The sequence below is a fragment of the Oryzihumus sp. JJN4-3R genome, assembly GCF_057747915.1.
Genome location: NZ_CM173229.1, coordinates 3,519,997 through 3,534,623 on the forward strand (window position 1 = coordinate 3,519,997; position 14,627 = coordinate 3,534,623).

Consider the following 14,627-nt stretch of genomic DNA (forward strand, 5'->3'; position numbering starts at 1 on the left):
CCATACCCTCCCGCGCGTGCGTCCGGGGGCGGTCAGCCCGCGAGCCAGGCCCGCCCGGTGGTGCGCTCGATGTCGATGGCGGCCTCGATGGCCGGCGCGGCGGCCTTCTCGACCTTGCCGCCGATCAACGGGATGCGGGCCTTGAGGTCGCCGTCCACGGCCTGCGTCGTGCCCTCGCCGCCGGGCCCGAGGGTCAGCGTGCCGTCGAGGCCGACCGGGAGGTTGCCCACCGCGACGGTGATGGTGCCGCGCCGGGAGCCGTCGCCGGCTGCCGGGCCCCAGTCGTGGGTCTCGGTCACCGGGAGCGTCGCGCCGACCATGCTCTTGACGAAGTCGGGGAAGTCGTCGGTGGGCATCGTGCGCTTGCTGACGATCACGGTGTGCTCGCCCTTGGCGGTCACGGAGACCTCGTGCTCCAGCGCACCGGTGGCCTTGGCCTTGGCGTCCTGGAAGTCCCGGTCGGCCAGCATGGCGAAGACCTCGGCGGGGGTGGCGGCGTACTCGATGGTGGCGCGAATCCTCATGCGGCCCACCGTAGTGGCGGGCGCGCGCGTCAGGCCGGTGGCGGTGGCGCATCTCGCAGCGCGCGCGAGCGGCTGCGCAGCGCCAGGGTCAGCTGCTCGCAGGAGCGCTGCAGGTGGGCCCGGGAGCGGCCCAGCATCGAGGCGACCCGGTCGACCCGTGCCTGGCTCTCGGGGATAAGGGCCCGTCGCCGCTCCGCCTCCTCCGCCGTCGCCGGACCCCAGGCCTCGAGCACCCGGCCGTCGACGATGCGCAGCCCGTCCTGGCGGGCCCGGTCCGCCGCCCGCCGGCCGAGCTCGCGGGCCTCGGCCAGGTCGGTGGCGTAGCGCTGGAGCGCCGCCCCGGCCTCGTCGAGGTCGCGGGCGGTGGCCGCCAGGGCGGCGAGCTGGGTGTCGAGCTGCTCCCGGGCGCTCGCCCCGGCACGGCCCTGCCAGTGCCGCAGCTCGTGCCCGGCGCCGCTGAGGGTGGTCAGGCGCTCACCGAGCTGGGCGGCCTCGCGGCGCATCGCCCCACCGAGGCGGGAGCAGCTGGCCGGGTCGCCCAGGACGACGTCGTCGGTCACCGGTCCTCCCCAGGGCCCTCGAGGCCGCGGCGCGCCGACTCGTCGGCCTCGGCGTAGTGCCGGGAGGCCGCCATCAGGGCCCGGCTGGTGCCGGCGAGGGCGTCGGTCAGCGCGCGCAGCGTGTCCGCGGACTGCTCCACGAGCTGGTCGACGAGGTGCTGGGTGAGCGTGTCGCCGGTCTCGACGTAATGGTCGAGCAGCTCCGCGGACGCGTCGAAGGCCTCGTCCCGCGCCCGGGCCAGCCGGTCCGCCGCCGTCACGAGCACGGAGGGGTCGACCGTCGGCTGGGCTGCCATGACCCCGAGCCTACGGGCCCCGGCGGCGGTGCCGGCGGTTACCCACAGGGACCGGTGTGGCGCGGCAGTAGGGTGCGCCCCATGGATGACGAGTTCGTGGACTTCTCGCGGCCCGCGGCCGCCCAGGACGGCGACGGCGCCGACCGCCAGTTCGGCGAGGAGGGAGCCCGGCTCACCTACGGCAGCTACCTGCGGGTCGAGCAGCTGCTCTCCCAGCAGGTGCCCGAGACCGACCCGCCGGCGCACGACGAGCTGCTCTTCATCGTCATCCACCAGGCCTACGAGCTGTGGTTCAAGCAGCTGCTGCACGAGCTCGAGGCCGCTCGCAACGCGATGGACGAGGGGCGGCTGTGGTGGGCCCGCCACCTGCTGCGCCGGGTCGGGACCATCGAGGACGTCCTGGTCCACCAGATCGACATCCTCGAGACGATGACCCCGCAGGACTTCCTGGAGTTCCGCCACCGGCTCGCGCCCGCCAGCGGCTTCCAGTCGGTGCAGTTCCGCGAGCTGGAGTTCCTCTCCGGCCACAAGGATCCCGGCTTCCTCCAGCGGTTCAAGGGGCTGACGCCGAAGGAGCGGGCCAGGCTGGACCGGCGCCTGGCCGAGCCGAGCCTGTGGGACGCCTTCGTCGGGGTGCTCGCCCGGGCCGGGCTGCCCACCGGAGACGACGCCCAGATCAGCGAGAGCCTCGTGACCGTCGCCCGCGACCGCGGCCACTACGGCGAGATCTGGGAGCTGGCCGAGGTGCTCATCGAGCACGACGAGCAGCAGGCCGCCTGGCGCGCCCGCCACGTCACGATGGTCGAGCGCCAGATCGGCACCAAGTCCGGCACCGGCGGCTCCTCCGGCGCGCCCTACCTGCGCAGCCGGCTGCCGATGCGCTTCTACCCGCTGCTGTGGGAGATGCGCGGCGCCCTGTGAGGTGAGGGCGCCGCAAGGTGAGCACCCGGCATACCGGGCAGGCCGGCAACGGCCCCCCTGTATGCCGGGTGGCGGGGTCCGCGAACCCGCCCACCCGCCCTGTGGTGGCAGCGCTAGGCTCGGCGTCGGGCGCACAACGGCGTGCGTCAGGGCACATCTGGGTGAGGAACTTTCAGCCATGTCGGCGTCGCTTGAGCAGTCCCGGTCGCAGTTGCTCCACTCCGCAGCGGAGCTGGCAGAGCGTGCGGGGGGTGAGGCCCTCGAGCGCTTCCTGCGCCGCTACTACCGCCACGTCGCCACCGAGGACCTGCTCGCCCGCGCACCCGAGGACCTGCTCGGGGCGGCCCTCGCGCACAAGGAGCTCGCGCAGGCGCGCCCGGTCGGCACCGCCAACGTGCGGGTCTACACGCCCACCGTCGAGGAGCAGGGCTGGTCCAGCGGGCACACCGTCATCGAGGTCGTCACCGACGACATGCCCTTCCTCGTGGACTCGGTGACCGCCGAGCTGTCCCGACAGGAGCGCTCGGTCTACCTCGTGGTCCACCCCCAGCTCGCCGTGCGTCGCGACGCCGCAGGCCGGCTGGAGGAGATCCTCGACGTGGACGCCGTGGAGGACAGCGGCTTCGGCGCCGGCGTCGAGTCGTGGATGCACCTCGAGATCGACCGTGAGAGCGATGAGGACGAGCGCGCGGCCATCGCCGCCGGACTGTCCAAGGTCCTCTCCGACGTGCGCGAGGCCGTCGAGGACTGGCCCAAGATGCAGGCCACCTGCTCCCAGGTCGCCGACGACCTCGGCACCAACCCGCCGGTCGGCGTCGACCCGGAGGAGGTCGCCGAGACGCGCCGGCTGCTGGAGTGGCTGGCGGCCAACCACTTCACCTTCCTCGGCTACCGCGAGTACGCCCTCGACACCGAGGACGGCGACGACGTCCTGCGCGCCGTGCCGAGCACCGGCCTGGGGCTGCTGCGCTACGACCAGACCCAGTCGGTCAGCTTCAGCCGGCTCACGCCCGAGGCCCGGGCCAGGGCCCGCGACAAGCACCCGCTGATCATCACCAAGGCCAACTCGCGTGCCACGGTGCACCGCTCGACCTACCTGGACTACATCGGGGTCAAGACCTTCGACGCCCAGGGCAACGTTACGGGGGAGCGGCGCTTCCTGGGCCTGTTCACCTCCAGCGCCTACACCGAGTCGGTGCTGCGCGTGCCGATCATCGACAACAAGGTGCGCAAGGTCCTGCAGCGGGCCGGGTTCAGCGCCGACAGCCACTCGGGCAAAGACCTGCTCGAGGTGCTCGAGACCTACCCGCGCGACGAGCTGTTCCAGACCGAGACCGAGGCGCTGGAGGAGATCGCCACCGCCGTGCTGCACCTGCAGGAGCGCCGGCGCACCCGACTGTTCCTGCGGCGCGACGAGTACGGCCGCTTCATGTCCTGCCTGGTCTACATCCCGCGCGACCGCTACACGACCGCGGTCCGGCTCAAGATGGAGGCGCTGCTGCGCGCGGCCTTCCACGGCGCCAGCGTCGACTACACCACGCGCGTGTCCGAGTCGGTCCTCGCGCGGCTGCACTTCGTGGTCCGCGTGCGCTCCGGCGAGCCCATCCCCGAGGTCGACCAGGCCCTGCTCGAGCAGCAGCTCATCGACGCCACCCGCACCTGGGACGAGGACCTCGCCGAGGTCGCCCGCGCCGAGCACGGCGAGGAGGCGGCCGCCCGGCTGATGGGCCTCTACAGCAAGGCGTTCCCCGAGGCCTACAAGGAGGACTTCACCCCGCGGGTGGGCGTGGTCGACCTGCGCCACATCGAGGCCCTCGAGACCCGGGACTCCGTCCGGCTCAACCTCTACCAGGAGCCCGGCAGCCCCTCGGCCGAGCGCCGGTTCAAGCTCTACCGGCGGGGGCCGCTGTCGCTGACGGCGGTGCTGCCGCTGTTCACCCACCTCGGCGTCGAGGTGGTCGACGAGCGGCCCTACGAGATCGAGCGGGCCGACGGGGTCTCGGTCTACGTCTACGACTTCGGCCTCGTGGCGGCACGCTCGGACGCCTGGGCCGGTGGCCAGTTCGACGGTGGGGTGCGCGAGCTGTTCCAGGACGCCTTCTCGGCCGTCTGGGACGGCCGGGCCGAGAGCGACGGCTTCAACGCCCTGGTCCTCGAGGCCGGCCTGACCTGGCGGCAGGTCGTCATCCTGCGCGCGGTGGCCAAGTACCTGCGCCAGACCGGGTCCACGTTCAGCCAGGACTACGTGGAGTCCGCGCTGGTCTCCAACGTCGCCATCGCCGCGCAGCTGGTCCGGCTGTTCGAGACGCGGTTCGACCCGGCCACCGGGGAGACCGGCGAGGCACGGGGCCGGGCCGAGCAGGACGTCGTCGAGGCCGTGGACACGGCGCTGGAGCAGGTGGCCAGCCTCGACCACGACCGCATCATCCGGGCGTTCCTCGGGGTGATCCGGGCGACGTTGCGCACCAACTACTTCCAGCCCGACGCCGAAGGTGCGGCCAAGAGCTACGTCAGCTTCAAGCTCGACCCCAAGAAGGTCCCGGACCTGCCCGCGCCGCGGCCCATGTTCGAGATCTGGGTCTACAGCCCCCGCGTCGAGGGCGTCCACCTGCGCTTCGGCAAGGTCGCCCGCGGCGGCCTGCGCTGGTCCGACCGCCGCGAGGACTTCCGCACCGAGGTCCTCGGCCTGGTCAAGGCGCAGATGGTCAAGAACGCCGTCATCGTGCCCACCGGTTCCAAGGGCGGCTTCTTCGCCAAGGCCCTGCCCGACCCGACCATCGACCGCGATGCCTGGCTCGCGGAGGGGGTCGCGTCATACAAGCTGTTCATCTCGGGGATGCTCGACGTGACCGACAACCTCGTCGGCACCGAGGCCGTGCCGCCGCAGGCGGTAGTGCGGCACGACGAGGACGACACCTACCTCGTCGTCGCCGCGGACAAGGGCACCGCGACGTTCTCCGACATCGCCAACGGGGTCGCCCAGTCCTACGGCTTCTGGCTCGACGACGCCTTTGCCTCCGGTGGCTCGGCCGGCTACGACCACAAGGCGATGGGCATCACCGCCCGCGGCGCGTGGGAGTCGGTCAAGCGGCACTTCCGCGAGATGGGCGTGGACACCCAGAAGGAGGACTTCACCGCCGTCGGCGTCGGTGACATGAGCGGCGACGTCTTCGGCAACGGCATGCTGCTGTCCGAGCACATCCGCCTCGTGGCCGCCTTCGACCACCGCCACATCTTCCTCGACCCCAACCCGGTCTCGGCGAGCTCCTACCTCGAGCGGCGCCGGCTCTTCGACCTGCCGCGCTCCTCCTGGGCCGACTACGACTCCAGCCTGGTCAGCGAGGGCGGCGGCGTCTTCCCGCGCTCGGCCAAGTCGGTGCCGATCAGCGAGCAGGCAGCAGCCGCCCTGGGCCTCCCGCGCGGCGTGACGTCGATGACCCCCGCCGAGCTGATGAAGGCGATCCTGCTGGCGCCGGTCGACCTGCTGTGGAACGGCGGCATCGGTACCTACGTCAAGGCCTCCTCGGAGTCCCACAGCGACATCGGCGACCGGGCCAACGACGCCATCCGGGTCGACGGAAACGCGTTGCGCTGCAAGGTGATCGGCGAGGGCGGCAACCTCGGGCTGAGCCAGCTCGGCCGCATCGAGGCGTCCTTCGCCGGGGTGCGGGTCAACACCGACGCGATCGACAACTCCGCCGGCGTGGACACCTCCGACCACGAGGTCAACATCAAGATCCTGCTCACCGGGATGGTGCGCGACGGCGACATGACCCTCAAGCAGCGCAACACGCTGCTGGCGTCGATGACCGACGAGGTCGCCCAGCAGGTGCTGCGGGACAACTACGAGCAGAACGTCCTGCTCGGCAACGCCCGCGCCCAGGAGCACGCCATGCTCCCGGTGCACAAGCGGCTGATCCACTGGCTGGAGGAGCGTGGCGACCTCGACCGCGAGCTGGAGTTCCTGCCCTCCGACGGCGAGATCGACCGCCGCCAGGACGCCGGGCTCGGCCTGAAGTCACCGGAGTTCGCCGTCCTGGTCGCCTACGCCAAGCTGGCGCTGAAGGAGGACCTCGCGCCGACCGGCCTGCCGGACGACCCGTGGTTCCAGACCACGCTGACCGACTACTTCCCGGAGCCGATCCGCGAGCAGTACCAGCCGGAGCTGGCCGGCCACCCGCTGCGCCGGGAGATCATCACCAACGCCGTCGTGAACTCCATGGTCAACCGGGGCGGCATCACCTTCGCCTTCCGGGCGTCTGAGGAGACGGGCGCGACCCCGGAGCAGGTGGCGCGCGCCTACGTCGTCTGCCGCGAGGTGTTCAACCTGCGCGACTACGTCACGGCCGTGGAGGAGCTCGACAACGTCGTCTCGACCGCCACGCAGACGGCGCTCTACCTCGAGTTCCGCCGGCTCCTGGACCGCTCGGTCCGTTGGTTCCTCCAGAACCGTCCGGCCACGCTCGACGTCGCCGCCGAGGTCGAGCGGTTCCGCCCGGTCGTCGACCAGCTCGGGCTGCAGGTCCCGCAGCTGCTGCAGGGTAACGAGCGCAAGCGCCTCGAGCGCCGCAGCAAGGAGCTGGAGCGGGTCGGGGCGCCGACGGCGATGGCGATGGAGGCGGCCGCCCTGCTCGACCGGTTCTCCCTGCTGGACGTCGTGGAGATCTGCGGGGACACCGGCCATGAGGCGACCGAGGTGGCGCCGCTGTACTTCGCCGTCTCCGAGCGCTTCGGCATCGACACGATGCTCTCGCAGGTGACCCAGCTCCCGCGCGACGACCGTTGGGACGCGCTCGCGCGCGCGGCGCTGCGCGACGACCTGTATGCCGTGCTGGAGTCCCTCACGAAGTCCGTCCTGGACCTCACCGAGGCCGGCGGCAGCCCGCGGGAGCGCATCGACGCCTGGGCCGAGGCCAACGCCGAGCAGCTGAACCGGGCCCAGGTCGCGCTCTCGGGCATCCAGCGGCTCGAGCGCCCCGGTATCTCGGCGCTGTCCGTGGCGCTGCGCACGCTGCGCGGTGTCATCCGCAGCGGGGCGGCCACCGTCTGACGCCCGGCCTCGTCCGGGCCTGACTTCGGCCACCGCGCCCGCGGATCGGCAGCCGCCACAACGGCTCCCGGTCCGTGGGCGCGTGCGTCGCCGGGCGGACTGCGGCGGCTAGGCTCGCTGGCGTGCCGACCCTGACCGACGTCCTGCAGGAGCAGACAGACCTCGCGCCTGCCGACGTCGAGTGGCTGCACCTGCTGGTGGGGGACTGGCAGCTGCTGTCCGACCTGTCCTTCGCCGACCTCGCGCTCTGGGTGCGTTCCCGGGACCGCGGCTGGGTCGCCGTCGCCCACGTGCGTCCCACCACCGGCCCGATGGTCTTCTTCGACGACCTGGTCGGCAGGCGCGTCGGATCGGGCCGCCGCCCGCTGCTGGACCAGGCCTTCGACGGGATGCGGATCATCCGCGAGCGTGACCCGGAGTGGCGCGACGACATGCCGATCCGCGAGGAGGCCATCCCCGTGGTGCGGGAGGGCCGCCCGATCGCGGTGCTCACCCGGCACACGAACCTCGCCAGCATGCGCACGCCGAGCCGGCTGGAGCTGACCTACCTCGCCACGGCCGATGCGCTGGCGCGGATGATCGCCGCGGGGGAGTTCCCCACCCCCGGGGCCGCCCCCACCGGGCAGCGCCGCGGCGCGCCGCGGGTGGGTGACGGGGTCATCCGGCTCGACGCCGACGGCACCGTCAACTACGCCAGCCCCAACGCGATCTCGGCCATCCACCGGCTCGGCCACGTCGGTGACGTCGTGGGCTCCTCGCTGTCGAAGATCATCGCCGACACCCTCCACGACGAGTCCCCGGTCGACGAGAGCCTGCCGCTGGTCACCGGCGGGCGGGCGCCGTGGCGCACCGACGTCGAGTCACGGGGGGCGAGCGTCTCCCTGCGCGCCATCCCGCTGCGCGAGGCGGGGCACCGGATCGGGGCCATCGTGCTGCTGCGCGACGTCAGCGAGCTGCGCCGCCGGGAGCGGGAGCTGCTGACCAAGGACGCCACGATCCGCGAGATCCACCACCGGGTGAAGAACAACCTGCAGACGGTGGCGGCGCTGCTGCGACTGCAGGCTCGCCGGCTGCCGGCCAGCGAGGGCCGCGACGCCCTGGAGGAGGCGGTGCGGCGTGTCGCCGTGATCGCCCTGGTCCACGAGACCCTGAGTCAGGGCTTTGACGAGACCGTCGACTTCGACGAGATCGCCGGCCGGGGCCTGGCCGCCGTCGTGGAGGTCGCGACGCGCGAGGTGCCGGTGAAGACTGTGCGCACCGGGTCGTTCGGGCGGATGCGGGCCGAGGACGCCACCGCCCTGGCGATGGTGGTCAGCGAGCTCGTGCAGAACGCCGTCGAGCACGGCCTGGCACGTAGCGGCGGACAGCTGACCGTCGATGCCGAGCGCAGCACCGAAGGGGACGACGAGCTGCTTCGCGTGACCATCACCGACGACGGTGCGGGCCTGCCGGCCGACTTCGACCCGGCCACCTCCGGGCTCGGGACCCAGATCGTGACGTCCCTGGTGCAGGACATGCGGGGACGGATCACCTGGGAACATGCGAAGCCGCGCGGAACCAGGGTGCGGTTCGTCGCGCGGCTTCGTCCTCGCGGTGAGGCGTGAGCCCTGCGGGCTGAGCCTGTCGTCAGCCGGCCCGGCGGGCGCGGGCGTTGCGCCGCTTCAGGGCGCGGCGCTCGTCCTCGGAGAGGCCACCCCAGACGCCGGCGTCCTGGCCGGTCTCGATGGCCCACTTGAGGCAGGTGTCGACGACCTCGCACCGTCGGCAGACGGCCTTCGCCTCTTCGATCTGCAGCAGGGCCGGACCCGTGTTGCCGATGGGGAAGAACAGCTCGGGGTCCTCTTCGAGGCAGGCAGCGCGGTTGCGCCAGTCCATCAGGATTCGCTCCTTGAATCGTGGCCGGGGGTCAGCGTCGTGTGTGCGTCAGGTCAGGCGGGGTCAAGAGGGGGTCGGTCTGTGCGCGATCGGGCGCAGGCACAAGTGCCAATGCTACCCACTCGTAACATTTCGTGTCAGGCCGGCGTCCATTCTCAGGTCAGGTGGGGCACCCTGGCCAACGGGTTCGACCGCCGCTCTGTTCCAACGGTCACCAGAGTCACAGATCGCCCATCCCCACGACAAGGGTGCGGACCATGAGATTTCCGACTCCGGAACCGGCATGGTCACACACGCTCCTGTGCCCGTCGAGGCGACGCACTCAGGCCCCCTGACCGGGAGGGTCGCGCGCCCGGCTCGGCGGATACGCTCGGCGGCGTGACGAACAGCTCCCCCCACCCCACCGACCGGGCCGCGCGGGTGGCCGCAGGCGTCCTCGGCGCGCAGGCCCTCGCCCTCGTCGGCTTCACCGTGTTCTACGCCGCCGGGGTGCTGCGCGGCGCGTCGGACGACCCCACCCGCGCGGTGATGTCGATGGTCCTGTTCGTCCTCGTCGCAGTCGGTCTCGCTGCCCTGGCCCGGGGGTTGTGGCGGCGCGCACCCTGGGCCCGGACGCCCACCCTGGTCTGGCTGGTCCTGCTGCTGCCGGTGTCCTGGGGGATGTTCCAGTCCGGGGCGATCCTGCTCGGCTCGCTGGTCCTCGCCACCGCCCTCGCGGGCGTCGTGGCGGTGGCCCTGGCCTCACGTCGTCCCGAGGACGCCGCCGGCTGACGCGGCCTGGTGTGGGCTGACACGGCCTGACGCCACGAGGCTCACCCAGCATGGGGGAGGGCCACCTGCACCGGGACGACCCGGCCCGGTGCCACGAGCAGCCCGCGGCCGGGCGGCCCGGGATCGCCGGAGCGCACCCGGATGCCGAGCAGGTCGCCGTCGGCGAGGCCGGTGGGCTGGAGCAGGACGCCGGTGCGGTGCTTGCGGGCCTCGACGGTCAGGCCACGGAAGAGACCGGCGAGCTCCTCGGTGCCGCCGGCGCACAGGAGCGTCGGCCCCGGCTCGCCGTGGCGCAGCTGCTCGACCAGCACCTCCTCGCAGGGGGTGTCGAGCACGAGCTCGGCGTCGTCGACCGCGACGACGAGGTCGTCGTGTCGCTTGAGCAGCGAGGCCAGGGCCTCGCGGTCGTGCGGGTCGACCTGCCCGGCGGCGTCGCCGACCAGCTGCGGGAGGGGGGAGGACCGTCGCGGCGACACCACGGCGAGCGGTCGGCCCGAGGCCGCGAGCTGGCCGGCCATCGTGGCCAGGGTCGAGGAGCGGCCGCTGCCGGGAGGACCGGCGACGAGGACGGCGGGGGTGGCCATCAGGTCGAGGCCGACCGGGCCGGCCTCGTCGCCGCCGACCCCGACCAGGGCCCACTGCCGGTCATCGGCGCCGGACCGGTGCGCCCGGACCTGGGCGACCGAGATGCGCTGGGGGAGCGGCTCGATCCGCATCGGGCGCAGCTTCGGGTCAGGGCCCGGCGTGGGGGCGCAGCGTCGGCCGAGCTCGAGGAGTGCGCGCGCCTGCGCGGCGCCGGTGCCGTCGCCGTCGAGCAGGGCGATCTGCACCTCGGCGTGGTCGTGGGCGCGCACGGCACGGCCCGGCGGTTGCACCGCCGGCACGGCGGCAGGAGGGATGCCGGCCATGACGAGGTCGGTGGGGTCGCTGAGGCGGAGGACCAGCTTGTCGGGGACCGCCGACGCCACCTGCGACAGAAGGATGCTCCGGTCACCGGTGAGCGCCACCCGTACACCGGCAGCCGGTCCCTCCCTCAGGATCCGCAACAGCTGCTCGGTGGGCCGACCATGGTCCACCGACTCGAACGCCCGGGCCCAGACCTCCCACCCGTCCACGAGCAGCACGAGGTAGGGCAGCGGTCCTCCGCCGTCGCCCATGTCGTCATCGCCCGCCCCGCCGGTCGTGCGTGGCTGTTCGCCGACCGACCCGACGCCCGGAGGCCCGGTAGCGCCGCCGCCCTGCTCCGCCACCCAGCAGCGCTGCTCGGTGACCGACCCGAGCCCCGATGCCCCCAGCAGGGCCTGGCGGCGGCTGACCTCCTCCACCAGGCGCGCCACCAACCGCGCGGCCCGGGGCAGGTCCTCGGGTGTGACGACCGTGCCGGTGTGCGGGAGGTGGGTCAGTGCCCGCAACCCGCCGGAGCCGCCGTCGAGAGCGTGGACGTGCACATCCGCGGGGGCCAGGTGCGTCGCGAGCGAGCCGGCCAACGTGCGCAGTGCTGTCGTACGGCCGGTCCGTGGGGCCCCGGCGAGGGCGAGGTGCCCGCCGTGGTCGAGGTCCCAGGCCAGGACCTCCTGCGTCTGGGCGCCCGGGCGGTCGAGGACGGCCCACGGCGCCGCCATCGCGGTCTCAGGCCGGAGGTCGGCGAGCGGCAGGACCGTTGTCAACGGGGGGAGCCAGGGCGGGGCCACCGGCTCCAGTCCCAGCGCCGTGGCCGCCTCCTGCGTGGCCGCGACGATGCGGGCCAGGTCAGTCGGGCCGGTGGCGTCGGGGCGCGTCCACGACGGCGGCGGGGCGTCGCCCCAGCCGTCCGCGGGCACCGGGATCGCCTCGATCGCCGGTGCGGCGTGGTCGGGGCCGTGGCCCCCGACGCGGGCGGTCTGGAAGCGGACCAGGGGGCCGGCCCCGCTGCGCAGGAACGCCCGCCCCGGCGTGCGCTCGGAGATGGCGGCGGCGTCGGGGGCTTCGACCAGGTCCTCGGAGTCGAGGCGGTCCCGGACACGCAGGGCGATGCGCAGGGCCACGTTGGCCTTGATGTCCGCGGTGACGACCCCGGCGGGTCGCTGGGTCGCCAGCACGAGGTGGACGCCGAGGGAACGGCCGACCGCAGCGATGCGGAGCACGCCCTCCAGGAACGCCGGCAGCTCCTCGGCGAGCACCCGGAACTCGTCGATGACCAGGACGAGGCGGGGGAGCACCTGATCGCCTGCCGCAGCCCGGGCGTGGTGCTCCTCGATGTCCTTGGCGCCCACCGACCGGAGCACGCGCTCCCGGCGGGTGAGCTCGGCCCGCAGCGAGGTCAGGGCCCGGTCGGCGAGGTGGGCGTCGAGGTCGGTCACCAGGCCCACGGTGTGCGGCAGCTGCGCGCAGTCCTTGAAGGCCGCCCCGCCCTTGTAGTCCACGAGGACGAAGCTCAGCTGGTCGGGCCGGTTGGCCAGCGCGAGCGAGGCGATCACCGTCTGGAGCAGCTCGGACTTGCCGGCGCCGGTCGTGCCCCCGATGAGCAGGTGCGGTCCCTCCCGCCGCAGGTCGACGGCATACGGCCCCTCGGCAGCGACCCCGAGCAACGCCATCGTGGAGCGGGGGCACCGGGCCCACTGCGCGCGGACGGCGGCGGCGTCGGTGGCGTCGTAGGGCAGGACGTCGAGGAGCCGGGCCTCGTCGGGCACCTCCGTGGTGTCCTCCTCCGGCGTGGCGTCACGCAGTGGTGCCAGGGCCCGGGCGAAGCGCTCGGCCCATCCGGCGGACACCTGGTCGGCCACGACGTCGGCGATCGCGGGGGCGCCGCTCACCTGCACGGTCAGGCGGGTGCTGGCGGTTCCGGTGACCTGGACCGTGGCGTGTGCCTCGAGCGGCAGCCGGGCGGCCTCGTCGTCGAGGCAGATGAAGTGCATGCCCACGCCCGGGCCGTGCTCGAGCAGCGCGGCCATGCCCGGCACGGCCCGCAGCCGGTGCGAACCGGCGAGGAGGACCACGACCCGGGACCCGGCCCAGGCGGGACCGCCGGCGCCCGCGGCGCTCCGGCGTTCGGCGACCAGCGCCGCCAGCTCGGCCACGCGGCGGCGCACCTGGTCGCCAGTGGTGGACAGGACGCCCAGCAGTGCCTGGCAGTCCTCGGCGGCCGACGGCCGGGTGTGGGGCAGGTGGGCGGTCCAGGCCCACGCCCGGCCCCGCTCGGCGTCCGCCGCCAGCACGACCAGGCGGACGTCCCGGGGGGAGTGCCAGCCGCAGGTCTGGGCGACCAGACCGCGGGCGAGGGAGGTGACCGCCTCTCGGGGGCCGGTCAGCCCGAGCACTCCCACCTCGCGCAGGGCGATGCCCACCGGCACCGCGGCCACCTCGGGAGTGGTCCGGCGGTGCTCCCGCGCCGGGTCGACCACCGTCACCTGCGAGAGCAGGTCGCCGATCCCGACACGCAGCAGCAGGGCGTCCTCGTCGGTGCGGCGGCGCTCCCAGAGGCGGGTCAGGGGGCGGGACACGGTGGCCAGCAGCTCGGCGTGGTCCGGGAGCTGGGCGCGGCGCCGGCCCGCCTCCGCGTGCAGTGCTTCGGCAACCTCGGCGTGCGCGGCCTCGAGGGCCCGGTCGTGCTCCGCGACCGCCTGACGGTGCTCGCGGCCGCCGCGGCGTCGGTCACCGATGACGTTGCCCACGAGGATCAGCGGGCTCATCAGGCCGAAGAGAAGGTAGAGCGGCGAGTGCGCCAGCAGGGCCATCGGGACTGCCAGGAGCAGGGGGACGAGGGTGGCCACCAGCGGGAGACGGGTGGCCTCCCGGCGGCGGGGCGGCGTGGGAAGCACGACCTCGGCGGGCGCCAGCGCCGGGAGGAGACGTGGGCTGCGGTTGACGAGGACGTGCCCGAGCCCGTCCTGCGCGGTGGCGGCGGGCGTCTCGGTCGGGACCCACAGGCCCACGGTGGTGGACCCCAGCCGCAGCACGCCGGCCGTGCTGATCTCGCGAGGCGTCCCGTTCACCGGGTGCCCGTCGAGGGTGGTGCCATTGGTCGAGCCCAGGTCCTCGACGGTCACCCCCGAGTGCCGCACCCGCAGGAGGGCGTGCCGCCGGGACAGGTCGGGGTCCTCGACGCGGACGGTGGCCTCGGCGCCGCGGCCGATGACGTGGTCGCCGGGGACCAGCCGGTGGGTGTGCCCACTGTCCGGGCCGCCGACCACCCGCAGCTCGAGCACCCCGGGCACGGCCCGGTCCGGACGCATCCCGGGGTCGTCGAGCGTGACCATGCACCCCTGGAGCAGGGGAGCTGTCCCGACGGGCAGGTCCTCCGGCACGGGCTCACCGTGGATGAACAGCCGAGGCGACAGGCCGGCATACCCGCTCGCCTCGGCGAGTGACGCTCGCAGGTCGGCGGCGGTGGCGCCCGCGGGCGTGCGCAGCAGCAGGTCGACGGGCACGCCTGTGCCGCCCGGAGCCACGACGCTCAGGCGGAAGTCCACAGCCGTCACCCCCACGCTCGGGCGCCGCGGGCGGGCGCACCGGCAGTCATTGTGGTCCGGGTCAGGGACGCGGAAACCGCTTGTCCACAGGGCTTCCCGCCGGCGGGCGGTTGTCCACAGCCGGCTCGGCGAGGGCTGCTCGTACCGACCTAGCATCGGTGCGGTCAGGCCGCCGGAGGCAC

General features: G+C 73.6%; 9 protein-coding genes. 4 read left to right on the forward strand and 5 right to left on the reverse strand.

What is annotated here, in order from left to right:
• Positions 1–32 precede the first annotated feature (32 nt).
• From AC3ANM_RS16760 to AC3ANM_RS16770, 3 genes are read right to left on the reverse strand one after another with little or no spacing between them, the layout of a single operon-like run.
• Complete coding sequence (locus AC3ANM_RS16760; protein ID WP_488285551.1) at positions 33–524, reverse strand: DUF2505 domain-containing protein; 492 nt, start codon at positions 522–524, stop codon at positions 33–35.
• 29 nt (positions 525–553) lie between these two features.
• Positions 554–1,084, reverse strand: a complete 531-nt coding sequence (locus AC3ANM_RS16765) for a hypothetical protein (RefSeq protein ID WP_488285552.1) — start codon at positions 1,082–1,084, stop codon at positions 554–556.
• Positions 1,081–1,380, reverse strand: coding sequence for a hypothetical protein (locus tag AC3ANM_RS16770; RefSeq protein ID WP_488285553.1), 300 nt, complete (start codon positions 1,378–1,380; stop codon positions 1,081–1,083). The genes AC3ANM_RS16765 and AC3ANM_RS16770 overlap by 4 nt, the downstream gene beginning before the upstream one ends.
• 81 nt (positions 1,381–1,461) lie before the next feature.
• Here AC3ANM_RS16770 and AC3ANM_RS16775 point away from each other — a divergent pair, with 81 nt between their 5' ends.
• The 3 genes from AC3ANM_RS16775 to AC3ANM_RS16785 all read left to right on the forward strand — a co-directional run bounded on the left by AC3ANM_RS16775 (position 1,462) and on the right by AC3ANM_RS16785 (position 8,955).
• On the forward strand, positions 1,462–2,301 hold the full coding sequence (locus tag AC3ANM_RS16775) for a tryptophan 2,3-dioxygenase (RefSeq protein WP_488285554.1): 840 nt from the start codon (positions 1,462–1,464) through the stop codon (positions 2,299–2,301).
• Positions 2,302–2,479: 178 nt separating this feature from the next.
• Positions 2,480–7,351 carry an NAD-glutamate dehydrogenase gene (locus AC3ANM_RS16780; RefSeq protein WP_488285555.1) on the forward strand — a complete coding sequence of 1,624 codons (4,872 nt, stop codon included), beginning with the start codon at positions 2,480–2,482 and terminating at the stop codon, positions 7,349–7,351.
• A gap of 122 nt (positions 7,352–7,473) precedes the next feature.
• Positions 7,474–8,955 carry a sensor histidine kinase gene (locus AC3ANM_RS16785; protein WP_488285556.1) on the forward strand — a complete coding sequence of 494 codons (1,482 nt, stop codon included), beginning with the start codon at positions 7,474–7,476 and terminating at the stop codon, positions 8,953–8,955.
• Positions 8,956–8,977: 22 nt separating this feature from the next.
• Here AC3ANM_RS16785 and AC3ANM_RS16790 read toward each other — a convergent pair whose 3' ends face one another.
• A complete protein-coding gene (locus AC3ANM_RS16790) occupies positions 8,978–9,226 on the reverse strand; it encodes a WhiB family transcriptional regulator (RefSeq protein WP_141787485.1) in 249 nt (82 codons plus the stop codon).
• Positions 9,227–9,604: 378 nt separating this feature from the next.
• On the opposite strand from AC3ANM_RS16790, the gene AC3ANM_RS16795 reads away from it, so the two are divergent.
• A complete protein-coding gene (locus AC3ANM_RS16795; protein ID WP_488285557.1) occupies positions 9,605–9,997 on the forward strand; it encodes a hypothetical protein in 393 nt (130 codons plus the stop codon).
• 41 nt (positions 9,998–10,038) lie between these two features.
• Here AC3ANM_RS16795 and AC3ANM_RS16800 read toward each other — a convergent pair whose 3' ends face one another.
• Positions 10,039–14,445 carry a type VII secretion EssC family protein gene (locus AC3ANM_RS16800; protein ID WP_488285558.1) on the reverse strand — a complete coding sequence of 1,469 codons (4,407 nt, stop codon included), beginning with the start codon at positions 14,443–14,445 and terminating at the stop codon, positions 10,039–10,041.
• Between the last annotated feature and the right edge of the window lie 182 nt (positions 14,446–14,627).

Coding starts and splice junctions, on each gene's coding strand:
- AC3ANM_RS16760 (WP_488285551.1), bottom strand. CDS start 524: ATGAGGATTCGCGCCACCATCGAGTACGCCGCCACCCCCGCCGAGGTC.
- AC3ANM_RS16775 (WP_488285554.1), top strand. CDS start 1,462: ATGGATGACGAGTTCGTGGACTTCTCGCGGCCCGCGGCCGCCCAGGAC.
- AC3ANM_RS16790 (WP_141787485.1), bottom strand. CDS start 9,226: ATGGACTGGCGCAACCGCGCTGCCTGCCTCGAAGAGGACCCCGAGCTG.
- AC3ANM_RS16780 (WP_488285555.1), top strand. CDS start 2,480: ATGTCGGCGTCGCTTGAGCAGTCCCGGTCGCAGTTGCTCCACTCCGCA.
- AC3ANM_RS16770 (WP_488285553.1), bottom strand. CDS start 1,380: ATGGCAGCCCAGCCGACGGTCGACCCCTCCGTGCTCGTGACGGCGGCG.